At 36.1% G+C, this 13330-nt stretch carries 10 protein-coding genes; all 10 read right to left on the bottom strand.

Annotated features, from left to right (window positions below; translation table 11 throughout):
- Positions 1 to 45: 45 nt before the first annotated feature.
- On the bottom strand, positions 46 to 516 hold the full coding sequence (locus tag CGC63_RS04605) for a hypothetical protein (RefSeq protein WP_004223346.1): 471 nt from the start codon (positions 514 to 516) through the stop codon (positions 46 to 48).
- Between the two features lie 428 nt (positions 517 to 944).
- Positions 945 to 3569: a pyruvate, phosphate dikinase gene (ppdK, locus tag CGC63_RS04600; protein WP_009246831.1), complete on the bottom strand. Its 2625-nt coding sequence runs from the start codon at positions 3567 to 3569 to the stop codon at positions 945 to 947.
- A gap of 210 nt (positions 3570 to 3779) precedes the next feature.
- Positions 3780 to 5159 carry a GH25 family lysozyme gene (locus CGC63_RS04595; RefSeq protein WP_154965485.1) on the bottom strand — a complete coding sequence of 460 codons (1380 nt, stop codon included), beginning with the start codon at positions 5157 to 5159 and terminating at the stop codon, positions 3780 to 3782.
- Between the two features lie 218 nt (positions 5160 to 5377).
- Complete coding sequence (locus tag CGC63_RS04590) at positions 5378 to 6775, bottom strand: lipopolysaccharide biosynthesis protein (protein ID WP_004223358.1); 1398 nt, start codon at positions 6773 to 6775, stop codon at positions 5378 to 5380.
- 2 nt (positions 6776 to 6777) lie between these two features.
- On the bottom strand, positions 6778 to 7608 hold the full coding sequence (locus CGC63_RS04585) for a LicD family protein (RefSeq protein WP_004223361.1): 831 nt from the start codon (positions 7606 to 7608) through the stop codon (positions 6778 to 6780).
- Between the two features lie 39 nt (positions 7609 to 7647).
- On the bottom strand, positions 7648 to 8724 hold the full coding sequence (locus tag CGC63_RS04580; protein ID WP_004223363.1) for a glycosyltransferase: 1077 nt from the start codon (positions 8722 to 8724) through the stop codon (positions 7648 to 7650).
- Positions 8725 to 8737: 13 nt separating this feature from the next.
- On the bottom strand, positions 8738 to 9661 hold the full coding sequence (locus CGC63_RS04575; protein ID WP_242970506.1) for a glycosyltransferase family 2 protein: 924 nt from the start codon (positions 9659 to 9661) through the stop codon (positions 8738 to 8740).
- A gap of 59 nt (positions 9662 to 9720) precedes the next feature.
- Positions 9721 to 11106, bottom strand: a complete 1386-nt coding sequence (locus tag CGC63_RS04570) for an O-antigen ligase family protein (RefSeq protein WP_004223369.1) — start codon at positions 11104 to 11106, stop codon at positions 9721 to 9723.
- Between the two features lie 12 nt (positions 11107 to 11118).
- On the bottom strand, positions 11119 to 12324 hold the full coding sequence (locus tag CGC63_RS04565; RefSeq protein ID WP_004223371.1) for a CDP-glycerol glycerophosphotransferase family protein: 1206 nt from the start codon (positions 12322 to 12324) through the stop codon (positions 11119 to 11121).
- A 5-nt stretch (positions 12325 to 12329) separates the two neighbouring features.
- On the bottom strand, positions 12330 to 13325 hold the full coding sequence (locus CGC63_RS04560) for a glycosyltransferase family 2 protein (RefSeq protein ID WP_004223373.1): 996 nt from the start codon (positions 13323 to 13325) through the stop codon (positions 12330 to 12332).
- Positions 13326 to 13330: the final 5 nt, after the last annotated feature.

The following is a 13330-nucleotide window of genomic DNA, read 5'->3' as shown; positions in this document are numbered from 1 at the left end:
TATTCAACCTGATTTTTCACAAATTATATCACAGTTTTTATATTTTTAAAGCTTTTTCAATATTTTTTTCTGATTTTTTTCATCCGAATATCCCTCTAATTTCTTATATAATTTATCAAGTATGATATTTACATGTAAAATTGCAAGCTCTATATCCTCTCTGGCATCTGAAATTTTACTCTGTACCAAATAGTCTGTAATAAATCCATCCAAAAAGAAATCTGCAAAAGTAAGAAAATCTCCAATTTCAATCTGTAAGTGCAAAGCTTCTCCCACATCATTTAATTCTCTTTGAAAAAGTTGCAGTTCTATTTTCGCCTGCTCCAACAAAGCTTCTGCTTCTTTAATCCGAGAATGTTTCATATAACTGCTAAAGAAGCCTCCTGCAAACATATCAAAAATCCCCCATTTTCCTGCATTTTCTAATTTTTCACTTGCATAATACAGGCTCTGCAAAACCTGCTCTCCTGCTCTTATTGCTTCCTGTACTTCTTTTTTCATAATTTGATTACACATAATAATCCTCCTTCTGTATCAGCAAATCTCTGTGGAAGAAGTATGAAGGAAGAAATAAAAGGAATAAAAAAAGACCTCTATCATGACCTCTGCCACAATAAAAGTCTTGCTTTCTCATTTGCTACGGGTATCTCTCGATACCGGGTGACGATTACAAAACCATCTTTCATAACCTATCTATAAAAGATGTTAAGCTACTCCCTTTTACTTTTGCTTGTTAAAAGAATAGCACAGAAGTAAAAGAAATTCAAGAAGAATTTTGTAACATCTTATTTCTCATTGATGGCTGCCCAGGCTGCTATCAATAGAACATATTCTCCAAAAAAGACCTTGAAGCTCTGATTTCTCAAAGTTTCAAGGTCTCATTTTATGCTTGGACACTTTCACGCTTTCGCATGAATTATATGAATTTTTTCACCTTCTGTGAATTATTTGGCGTTAATAGCAGCCTGCGCAGCAGCTAAACGAGCGATTGGTACACGGAATGGTGAGCAGGAAACGTAGTCTAAACCAATCTTATGGCAGAATTCTACGGAACTTGGATCTCCACCGTGTTCTCCACAGATACCGATGTGTAATTTTGGATTTACAGGTTTACCTAATTTGATAGCTGTTTCCATTAATTTACCAACACCGATCTGGTCTAATTTAGCGAATGGATCGTTTTCGAAGATTTTTGCATCATAGTAAGCTTCTAAGAATTTACCAGCATCATCACGAGAGAATCCATAAGTCATCTGTGTTAAGTCGTTTGTACCGAAGCAGAAGAAGTCAGCGTCTTTAGCGATTTCATCAGCTGTTAATGCAGCTCTTGGGATTTCGATCATTGTACCAACTTCGTAGTGTAATTCAATACCAGCTGCTGCGATTTCAGCGTCAGCTGTTTCAACAACGAATTTCTTAACGTATGCCAATTCTTTTGTATCTCCAACAAGTGGGATCATGATTTCTGGGCAAACGTTCCAGTCAGCATGAGCTTTCTGTACGTTAATTGCTGCACGAATAACAGCTTTTGTCTGCATCTTAGCAATTTCTGGGTAAGTAACTGCAAGACGGCATCCACGATGTCCCATCATTGGGTTGAACTCATGAAGGGAGTCGATGATTGCTTTAATCTGTTCAACTGTTTTGCCCTGAGCATCAGCTAATTTCTTGATATCTTCCTCTGTTGTAGGAACGAACTCATGTAATGGTGGATCCAGGAAACGAATAGTAACTGGGTTACCTTCAAGAGCTTCGTATAATTTTTCGAAATCTCCCTGCTGTTCCGGAAGGATTTTCTCAAGAGCAGCTTCTCTTTCTTCTACTGTTTCAGAACAAATCATTTCACGGAATGCGTCAATTCTGTCACCTTCGAAGAACATATGCTCTGTACGGCAAAGACCGATACCTTCTGCACCAAGCTCACGAGCTTTGATTGCATCTGCCGGAGTATCAGCATTTGTACGAACTTTCATTGTTCTGTATTTATCAGCCCATCCCATAATTCTTCCGAATTCACCAGCGATTGTAGCATCTACTGTTGGGATAATTCCATCATAGATAGCACCTGTAGAACCATCCAGAGAAATGCTGTCTCCTTCATGGAATTCTTTACCAGCTAATGTAAATTTCTTGTTTGCTTCATCCATTGTGATATCACCACAACCGGATACACAGCATGTTCCCATACCACGAGCAACTACTGCTGCGTGAGATGTCATACCACCACGAACTGTCAGGATACCCTGAGCGCTCTTCATACCTGTGATATCTTCTGGAGATGTTTCCAGACGAACAAGGATAACTTTTTCTCCTCTTGCAGCCCATTCAACAGCGTCATCAGCTGTGAATACGATTTTACCGCAAGCAGCTCCCGGAGATGCTCCAAGTGCTTTGGACATTGGTGTTGCAGCTTTTAAAGCAGCAGCATCAAACTGTGGGTGAAGCAGTGTATCTAAGTTACGTGGATCGATCATTGCAACTGCTTCTTCTTCTGTTCTCATGCCTTCGTCTACAAGGTCACAAGCGATTTTCAGAGCAGCCTGAGCTGTTCTCTTACCGTTACGTGTCTGTAACATATATAATTTACCGTGTTCTACTGTAAATTCCATATCCTGCATATCTCTGTAATGTGTTTCCAGAGTTTTGCAAACTTCTTTAAACTGAGCAAATGCTTCTGGGAATTTCTGTTCCATTTCGGAAATGTGCATTGGAGTACGAACTCCGGCAACAACGTCTTCACCCTGTGCATTTGTCAGGAATTCTCCGAACAGACCATTTTCACCTGTTGCAGGGTCACGAGTAAATGCAACACCTGTACCACAGTCATCACCCATGTTACCGAATGCCATCATCTGTACGTTAACAGCTGTACCCCAAGAATATGGGATATCGTTGTCACGACGATATACGTTAGCACGTGGGTTGTCCCAAGAACGGAATACGGCTTTAACAGCTCCCATTAACTGCTCTTTAGCGTCAGCCGGGAAGTCTTCACCGATTTTTTCTTTATATTCAGCTTTGAACTGTCCAGCCAGAGTTTTTAAGTCTTCTGCTGTAAGTTCAACGTCAAGAGTAACACCCTTTTCTTCTTTCATTTTGTCGATAAGCTCTTCAAAGTATTTCTTACCAACTTCCATAACTACGTCAGAGTACATCTGGATAAATCTTCTGTAACAATCCCATGCCCAACGAGCATTTCCTGATGCTGCTGCCAGAGTTTCAACAACTTCTTCATTTAAACCAAGGTTCAGGATTGTATCCATCATACCTGGCATAGAAGCTCTTGCTCCGGAACGAACAGATACAAGAAGTGGATTTTCTTTATCTCCGAATTTCTTTCCTGTTACTTCTTCCATTTTAACGATAGCTTCCATGATCTGTTCCATGATTTCATCGTTAATCTTTCTTCCATCTTCATAGTACTGAGTACAAGCATCTGTTGTAATTGTAAATCCCTGTGGTACCGGAAGACCTAATTTTGTCATCTCAGCAAGGTTTGCACCTTTACCACCGAGAGTGTTTCTCATGGATGCGTCACCTTCGGTGAACATATAAACCCATTTTGCCATTTTGAACATTCCTCCTAAATGTAGATACTGGAAAAATAAACTTCTAGTTTCTATTTTTCTCAGTGCGGGCGAAATGTACCCGCACACAATATATTTTAACATAAGAAGTAAGATAGTCAAGCAAGAATATTTAAAAAATCCGCAGATTTTAACAATATTTTTTCTGCTTTTGTCAGCATAACTGCCAGAATATCTTGTTTTTTACTTATTTTACTGCATAACGCCTGAGCTGTTAAATGAATACCATACGCCGTCAATATAATGACGACCTGTAACCATTGCTCCTGAACTATTCAAATAATACCAATTTCCGCCAAGGTACAACCAACTGGTCTGCATTGCTCCTCCATCATTCATATAATACCAGCTGCCGCCAATATACTGCCAGCCCGTTGTCATTACTCCCCACTGGTCCATATAGTACCATTTACCATATATCTGCTGCCAACCGGTTGTCATCGCTCCCCACCGGTCCATATAATACCATTTCTTGCTGATATACTGCCAACCGGTTGTCATCGCTCCTCCGTCATTCATATAATACCAATGACTGGATATCTCCTGCCAGCCCGTTGTCATCGCTCCCCACTGGTCCATATAGTACCATTTACCGTATACCTGCTGCCAGCCTGTTGTCATATATCCGCTTTCGTTAAACCAATACCAATGATCATCTATATATTCCCACTGATTTTTAGGATATTCTCCGTTTTTATAACGATACCACCATCCGGTACTGTCCTGCACCCATTTTCCGCTTTTATAGTAGCTCTCTAAAGGTTCTGTTCGTGGTGTGATATATTTTGTATAATCTTTATATCCAAAGTTAATGTCTACGTTTCCTTTTACACCATCCACTAACCCTGTACTGCAACACTGCCAGATTTCTCTTTTTATATTGGGATTTGGACTTACGCTGTAACTGGCAATCCATTTTTCTACATCTCCCAACAGTGACCAGTCTATATAATTTTGATACCAATTTTCATTGGCATATACCATAGGGGTATATCCTGCTGACTGAATTTCATCGGCAAAAGCCCTTGCAATTTTTCCCAGCTCCTCTTTGCTCAAATCTTCCTGTACTTTATCCTCTAAATCAATAGCCACAGGATAAGAAACCTTATACCCTTTCAAATTTTCAATTACAAATTCCGCATCACGAACTGCTTCTTCTTCATTCGTTGCTTTACTGTAATAGTAAACACCTACGGGAATTTGAACCTTCTCAGCTTCCTTCATATTTCTCTGATAATATTTATCTAACTGATTGGTATTATATCCCAGTCTAATCATTGCAAACTCAATTCCATCGTTTTTTACTGCCTGCCAGTCAATTTCTTCCTGCCATTTTGATACATCAATTCCTTTTAAAGAACCTTCTTCGTATGTATTATCATCTATCCAATATCCTTTACTGTTAAAGTAATACCACTGACCGTCTATTTTTCTCCAAGAAAGTTTTGGACGTGTTCCGTCACTGTACTCATACCATCTTCCCTGTTCGTCTTCTTTCCATTCTCCTTCCGGTTTTCCTCTTTCTTCATTATAAAGCTCGATATTTTCCTCTAAGTAACTTTCTTCTTTCATAGATGAACCTGCTGTCTCTGTTTCCGCCTGTGCATATGTTGGCACTGTCCACAAAAAAGTGCTTGCGAGAATTCCTATTCCCAATGCTCTTATAAATTATTTCATTTTCCACCTCTTACCCTTCTATAAAATATGAAAAGAAGATATTGAAAGACGTATAGTCTAACAATATCTTCTTTTATTTTCAGCTTAGATTTCTATTTTGTCAAGCTTTTTCCTTAACCTCTGTTTCTCACTTTCTGCAAAACCATGTGAAAGACATCTTTAAAGAAATAAAATATCAAAGCCAACGCTACCAGCATAACAACTATATTTTGCCACAGATTTCCATACTGATAAGCTATGGTTACACAAATAAACCCAATAATAACAATAACTATATTTCTGTACTCTATTGATATATGCAGTTCCTTCTTTAACAGCACCAATCTTGTGATACAAATCAATAAAAATCCAATCGCCAAAGCCACATTAGATGCCTGAAGTCCTAACTTTGGTAATAACAAATGAATACATACTACATTTGCCACACTTCCGATTAACATTGTAATGAATAATAACTGGTTTTTCTTTATGGCACTAAAAGTATTGCCTAAAAAGCTGCTGATTGTAGAGAGAATGGTTCCTAAAAGATAAAAGGGGATTAATTCTTTTCCCACACCATAAGCTTCGTTTACCATAAGAGGATATATAATAAAGATTGATGGAATTAATATCACTAATCCGACACCCATACTTTTTATATAATTATTAGTCGCCACAGAATAAAATTCTCCAAGTCCGTCTTCTTTCGCTGACTTAGAATATGCCAACTCCTGCCATGCCATTTGGAAACAGGTTGTAAATAAAGTAATCATAGAGCCAAATCTTCCGGCAATCGCATAATATCCGTTTGCCTCCGGTCCCAGATAATCATTTACCGCAATTCTGTTATAGCTTGTCAAGAACCAGTATGCTACTGAATTCAGGCATAACGGCAATGAAAAGAGCAGCATTTCTTTAAACAGCTTTTTATCAAAATATTTAAAAGAAAACAAATGACGTTCGTGAATTCCCACAACCATAATAACAATATTCACTACATACCCAATGCAGCTGGCAATAAACAGCGCACTGTAATCCATTTTAAACTGGACTAACAGAAGAATATTGAAAACGATTGTTGTAATAGAACCGATTAAACCGGATGTTGTATATAACACATTTTTTTCATATCCTCTGGCAATATATCCCACCAAAGTCTGGGTATTCATTAAAATACCATATAAAAACAGCCAGAAAGGATACTCTACATGCAGAGCCGGCGCTGCTACAATAATAATAATTGTATATAATATCGTAGATGTAGTAAAAATGGCAAATCCACAGTTTATCGGTTTCTTTCTGTTTTCTCCTGCATATTCATACATAAACCGCATTATACCGGACCATATATCCAAAAATAACACAGAGCATAAAAACATAATATAAGCATTATACAAATCATACGTTCCATAGTCAGCGGGGCTGATATACGATGTATATAACGGCAAAAGCAAAAAAGAAATCAGTTTTGTCAACACAGTTCCTACAAAATATATCCCTGATGATTTAATAAATCTCCATAAATCTTTCATAGCTATTCCTCTATATATTCCCAGACTTTAAAATTATGTGCCAGACAACGTTTTTCCTCAGGAGGTAATGTCATATAATCACTGTAATTTGTTGTGAGCATTTTGTCATACTCTTTTGGTGCCTTATACATTTTCCCTTCAAACTCCAGTTGGATTGTCTCCTCCCAAATTTCTTTTTTCATAATCTCTCTGTCCGAAAATCTCGTGCACAGACAGCCCATCCACTCCGCATCTTCTACGGTATTTTTTGCAATAAATTTTTCCATTTTTCTGGAAATTCTTGCAGGACCTATCATTCTTAATACCTTCCAGAGAATTTTTCTCCCGAAATTCTTCTTAGCATCCTCATGAAGAATTTTATCCATGGAAAGCATGGAATACAGTCTTAGCTTTTCTAATCTTTCACATTTTTTCAAAAATGCCTGTCTTTTCTCTGCATCACTTGATACGCCGTCATAAGGAAAAATATCAATATAAAGTCCCAAATCTGCCTGTTCCTCTACATCGTGTTCTTCCAGCTTTGTTTTTGTATCAATTACTTTCATAAATGGATAAATATATTTCTTGTCATCTCTGCAATCTAACAGCTTGTATCGGTTATCTCTATCCCAAATTTTTCTTAACTGTTCATAGTCTTTTCTGGGCATTAAGATATCAACATCATCATCCCACGGAATAAATCCCTTGTGACGGACTGCACCAAGCAACGTTCCATACCCTAAAAAATATTTTAAATTATTACTATCACATATTTTAGCCACATAATCCAGAATGTCTACCTCAAGCTGTTTGATTTCATCTAAATCTGTAAGCTGTTTTTTCTTTAAACTCATTTTTTTGCCTTTCCCGCTTTATAAGTCTATACACAATACTTAATGGTTTACCATTTCTTTAATTTTCTTTTCTATTATTTCTGAAGAAAATCCTTTTTCTTCAAGCTGATTTCTTTTTGTAACTTTTTTATAATCTTTATATTTTAAAATTTCATCAGCCCATGCCTCTGCTCCTGCATCTAAACTAAAAAACTGTACCAAATCGGTAAGTTTCGTTTCTTTTCCAATGGTATCGGAAATCAAACATGGAATTCCTCCCGCCTGAGCCTCTACCAGAGAAAACGGAAGCCCTTCAAATAAAGAAGGAAAAACAACTACATCTATTGCCTGTAAAATTTCAGGTATGTCTTTACGCATTCCTAAAAATAAAATTTTATCGTCAATCTTTTTTTCTTTTGCATAGTTTTTTGTTTCTTCCCACAAAGGACCTTCTCCACAAGAAACTAATACTGCATCTTCCTTTTTACAAAGCTCTGCAAAAATATCCATTAAAAACTTATGATTTTTTTCTTTTGCAAAACGCGCTATATTTCCGATAACAAATTTGCCCTCTATGCCAAGTTCTTTTCTTTTTTCATCTCGCAGCGTTTCATTTGGTTCGTATTTTCCTATATTTACTGCATTCGGAAAAATCACGGCTTCCTGAGCTTTTGAACCGAAAAACCATTCTGCCGCTTCTTTTGAACAGGCAACTCTATAATCAATATACTTTCCTACTTTTCGTTTGTTCATATTGTGCATCAGTAAGGTAAATAAAGTTCCCATATTTTTCGATTGATGGCTGTGGCAGATTACATTTTTTACACCGCTGTTTTTCGCTTCTTTTATACAGTCAATAGAACTGAGTGTTGTTTTATTAAACCAGAACACATCATACTGATTATTTTTAAAAACTTCTTTAATGTCATTTTTATATTTTGATACACTTACATATCTGGGTGTCAGTTTATGTATTTGGGAACCGTTCCTTAAAAATTCTTCCTGATAAGGAATTGACTCATCTACGGTTATAAAATCCACTTGCCATTCATCTTTTAGCGCTTCATAAATGGTGCAGACAAACTTTTCCACACCACCCATATTACTGCTCATTCCATCGATTAGTATTTTTTTCATCTCTACATTCCTCTCATCTCCGGCTGAAACTTTTTAATATAAAAAGAGCTTCCAAGGCTTTTGTCATACTATGTTTAACAAGAAACACTGCTACTTTCTGTACTGTCCTTCTGACCTCTGCATGGGCAGCAGCTTTTTGAATATTCGGATTTTTCATCCAGCTATTTAAAACTTCTTTTTTCTTTTTCTTATCATATCCCGATATGGTAAATAAATCTGTCAATCCGTAGAAAAAAAATGTCATAAAAATATTGCTGATATGAACTTCTGCTGTTTTCCCCACATGAAACTTACTGCAAAATTCCATACTTTCAAGGTATAATCTTTCTGCAATTTCAATGCTGTTTTTCCTATATCTCCTGTTTAAGCTTTCCTGTCCGATTATATAATTATAAAAGCTTTCTTTAATAAAAGAAATTTTCTTCACATTTTCCAAATTATGTAGATTAAAAATCAAATCCTCGCCTAAAGATAAATCTTCCGGAAACTTTTCAGACAGCTTTTCCTTTTTATACAATTTATTACATGGAGAATTCAACAGAAACTTTTCAAATATATTTGGATATTCTGTCCCCAGTTCTGCCATTTCAATTGTTCTGTCTATCTCAGGCAATCGAACATCATTCTTATCCGGAAAAACTTCTGTATAGCCACACATAACCATGTCTGCATCGGTTTCCTCTATACGGTTCACCAAGGCTTCTACCATATTTTTTTCAATATAATCATCACTGTCCACAAACTGTATATACTGTCCCAAAGCCAAAGAAATCCCTTCGTTCCTTGTAGCCGATGCACCTTTATTCTCTCTTTCAATATACCGTATTCTTTTATCATGTTCTGTATATTTCTTGCAGATTTTTCCGCTGCTGTCTTTTGAACCATCATTAATCAGAATTAACTCTAACTTCTGGTAGCTCTGGTTTAAAATACTCATAATGCATTTTTCTAAATTTTTTTCTGCATTATAAACCGGTACAATGACACTTACCATTTTTATTTCCTTTCCTTTGTGTAGTAACCCACATAACCTATCATAATCCAAAAGATAATTGCCTGAAAATTCATTCCCAGTACAATTCTGCTTTCTACCAGTTCTCCTACCAACCATACCGGAATAAATGCCATAATACACTTTCCGTAAATAGATATATTCGGATTAAAAATACCGAAGGCTACCTTTTTCAGTACACACAGTAAATACAATGCAAATAAGATAAATCCTACTGCACCGCAGGAAACCAAAACCGTAATATAGATATTATGGAGACCGCCGCCACCGGAATTGATATATGCACCTTTTGACATTTCTTCTACTAAAACGTCATCAATAGAGCGATATCCAATCCCGAATACAGGACTCTTTGTGTAAGCTTTTAAGCCCATTTTCCACAAATCGCTTCTTCCTGTACTGATACTTTCCAAATTATTTTCCTTTTTATCCAGTCTTTCCAGACTTGTGCTTGGTTTCTCTCCTTTTCCATGAAGAAATTTATCTTTTTCCAACAGATGGCTTTCTGCATCCGGCATTACTTCTTCAATCGCTACCGGAATATACCCTAATCCTGTTTTCAGTAAATTTCCTCCTGCAATTACGACAACACACAACACTACTGTAACAACCGCTTTATAACACCATTTGAGTGCCTGTTTTGTTTCTTTAAAATTATATTTCTTAATAAATAACAAGTATATAGCAATATAAGTAAGTAAACAAATCCAGCCGCCTCTGCTCTGTGTTAAAATAAAGCATAAACTTTGAATAACAATATTCATTCCTAAAAAGATTTTTACTCCCAATTTCTTCTTAGGCAGCAATACTGTTAAAAGAATAGATACATAATTTAAAACAGAACCTGAGTTAGGATTGTACAATCCCCAAAGTCTGTTTTCTCTCATACCATATACAAAAGTAGTCTCTCCATGGCTTATTTCTACTGAAACAGAAAATAGAAACATCAAAAATCCAACAAGTGAAAATACAAATGTGATAATTATTACAATCCATGACAATATTGATAATTCTTTTTTTATTTCCTTTTCGTCTCTGTCTATGTCACAATAATTCATTGCAAAAAACAACATTCCAGTGTAACCCAGAATTGCCACTTCATTAATCAAATGCTCTGTTCCGCTTACTAAAATAGTAATGGCGTAGGAACAACAAAAAAGAAATAATAGTACATATTCAAGTTTTAAAAAGGTTTTTGTTCTCTTAATGAATAAATAAGCTACACAAAGAAAACACCATGCACAGCAAAGCTTATATATGTCTCTTCCCACATCGTTTATATAGGGAATTGTCGTAAATAATCCCAAAACTACCAACAAACATTTTGTCAAAAAAATAATCGTATTTTCTCTATTTTTTGATACTTCCATAATTTTTCCTCTTTATTTCTCTAATGATTTTATCGCCTCATAATTACGTTTACAATTTTCTGTATCCCAAAGGGGGAAAAATTCTTTTTCTCTCTCCAAATAAGTTTCTTCTATTTGCAAATTGCGTTTTGCAAGCTTCTCCAGTGCTTTTTCTAATTCTTCCAAAGTCTCACAGACTGGTCCAAAACCATCTCGCTTATATTCAAAATACCCCTGCTGATATTGGCCTTTTCGGAATTTTTCCATATCAAACTGATAATAAATCATAGGCTTTCTCATATAGCCAAAATCCATAAAGATACTGGATAAATCAGTAATCAGAAGCGCCGACTCTTTCAGTAAGCCTTGGACATCATATTTTTTCCAGTCTGCAATGGTAATATTTTCCGAATTTGTTTTAAACTCTTCAATATATTTCTGCATGTTTCTGTGAGGATAAAAAATAAGCTCTAAATTGTATTCTTTTAAAATTTTGTCAATCTTTTCGCTATTTAATACAGCATTCCAATGCTGATAATAATCTGTACTCACAAAATTTTTTACATCACTGTCCAATTCCTTAGATTTTGATGTAGGCGTCGCAATCCACTCTCTCCAGGAAGGCATAACCAAAACCTGATTTTTCTTCACTTTAAAATCATGCAATCCGTCAAATCTGGTTAATCCCAAATATTTTACGTAGCCTTCCGGATATCCGTAAGTGTCTCGAATAAAATTATATTCCTTTAATGCTCCGCACACAAACAAACGCATTTTTGTGTTTTCATAATAACACCATGGCATGTCGTTGCAAATTACTCCATGCTGCAAAAACACTCTGGTATTTTTTAGAATACCGTATACTTCTAATAAATAGCATACTGCTGCATTAGGCTTTCCGCCCTTTTGTGAACTGATATTTTTACTGGCAGCAAGATAATACGCCCAGTGTTTATAACTGCTGTACTGTATCACCTCTCCCAAGTCTTTCACTCTGTTATAGTCTACGGATTTTTTATTAATTGCATAAACAACATCCTGTTGAGGCTGCTGCTCTCTTATGTACTTAAATAACCAATACCCGTTGTCTCTGGCTTCATTATAATCTTCGCAGATTAACCACATATCCGGGCGTTTCTTTTTTAAATATAGTGCATAGGGTATTGCACACACACATGTCCCGATTGCCAGAATATCTTTAAACTTTACTCGTTCCAGCTTTTCTCTTAAATTTCCCAATTTCTTTACCTCTTATATTTCCAAAATGGCAACTTTATCATTCCTACAAAACTTCCAATTCCGTAACTGATATGAAGTAAGAAAAATAAAAATGGCAATGCAAGCTGACACCATGTCTTTTTTTCTCCTTTCACGGATAACAAAGACATTCCCACAGCAACCAGCCAATATAATCCCCACATCAAATATGCAAGAATTGGAAATCCAAATGCAGCTAATATACTTGTTCCTATTATTCCCAAAACAAAGCATAGCGGTACAAAATGATAAACAGATAAGCATTTTGGACATGCCTTCAGAGTTAAAGCTACCCAATATCCGTTTCCGTATTTCTGTTTCAGCATTGCTTTCAGAGAATTTCTGGTATGCTGATAAGAAACGATATCCGGAGAATAGCAGATTTTATATCCTGCCTCTCTTATTCTGTAATTTATCTCATTATCCTCTGTTCTTCCCAGTTGTTCATTGAAAAAGCCCACTTTATCAAATACTTCTCTTTTATAGGCTCCATGAAAAACTGACTTTACGTAGGTCTTTTTTTCGCTTCTTCTATAAGGTGCAATACTACTTCCGAACATGGACTGTTCCGCTAATAAAAGAGTCTCCTTCCATGGGGTACTCTCATCAATAATATTCGGTCTGAGTCCGCCGGAAACATACTCTCCCGACTCTAAAACTTTCACATTCTTTTCCACAAAATCTTCCGGTATTTCTGCATGGGCATCAATTCTTACAACTGCATCCCCATGGTAATTTTTCAAAATAACATTCCAGCCTCCGGCCAATTTTTTTTGCGGATTATCCAAAACCTGTATATTACAAAAATCTTTGTTTTCTTTCTTAAATTTTTCCATCAGGCTTTTTGTATCATCTTTTGACATACTGTCTACCAGCACAATTTCCATCTTATCATGAGGGTAAGTCTGCGCTTTGATACATTCAAACAATTTCGGTAATGTATTTTGTTCATTATAGGCAACAACGCCAACTGATATAATCATCTGAA

This window comes from Blautia hansenii DSM 20583 (assembly GCF_002222595.2).
Taxonomy (GTDB): Bacteria; Bacillota; Clostridia; order Lachnospirales; family Lachnospiraceae; genus Blautia; species Blautia hansenii.
This window is presented reverse-complemented; position numbering and strand designations above follow the sequence as displayed.

Excerpts from the sequence above, each read along its gene's own strand:
- CGC63_RS04605 (WP_004223346.1), bottom strand. The coding sequence starts at position 516 with ATGTGTAATCAAATTATGAAAAAAGAAGTACAGGAAGCAATAAGAGCA.
- ppdK (WP_009246831.1), bottom strand. The coding sequence starts at position 3,569 with ATGGCAAAATGGGTTTATATGTTCACCGAAGGTGACGCATCCATGAGA.
- CGC63_RS04595 (WP_154965485.1), bottom strand. The coding sequence starts at position 5,159 with ATGAAAGAAGAAAGTTACTTAGAGGAAAATATCGAGCTTTATAATGAA.
- CGC63_RS04590 (WP_004223358.1), bottom strand. The coding sequence starts at position 6,775 with ATGAAAGATTTATGGAGATTTATTAAATCATCAGGGATATATTTTGTA.
- CGC63_RS04585 (WP_004223361.1), bottom strand. The coding sequence starts at position 7,608 with ATGAGTTTAAAGAAAAAACAGCTTACAGATTTAGATGAAATCAAACAG.
- CGC63_RS04580 (WP_004223363.1), bottom strand. The coding sequence starts at position 8,724 with ATGAAAAAAATACTAATCGATGGAATGAGCAGTAATATGGGTGGTGTG.
- CGC63_RS04575 (WP_242970506.1), bottom strand. The coding sequence starts at position 9,661 with ATGAGTATTTTAAACCAGAGCTACCAGAAGTTAGAGTTAATTCTGATT.
- CGC63_RS04570 (WP_004223369.1), bottom strand. The coding sequence starts at position 11,106 with ATGGAAGTATCAAAAAATAGAGAAAATACGATTATTTTTTTGACAAAA.
- CGC63_RS04560 (WP_004223373.1), bottom strand. The coding sequence starts at position 13,325 with ATGATTATATCAGTTGGCGTTGTTGCCTATAATGAACAAAATACATTA.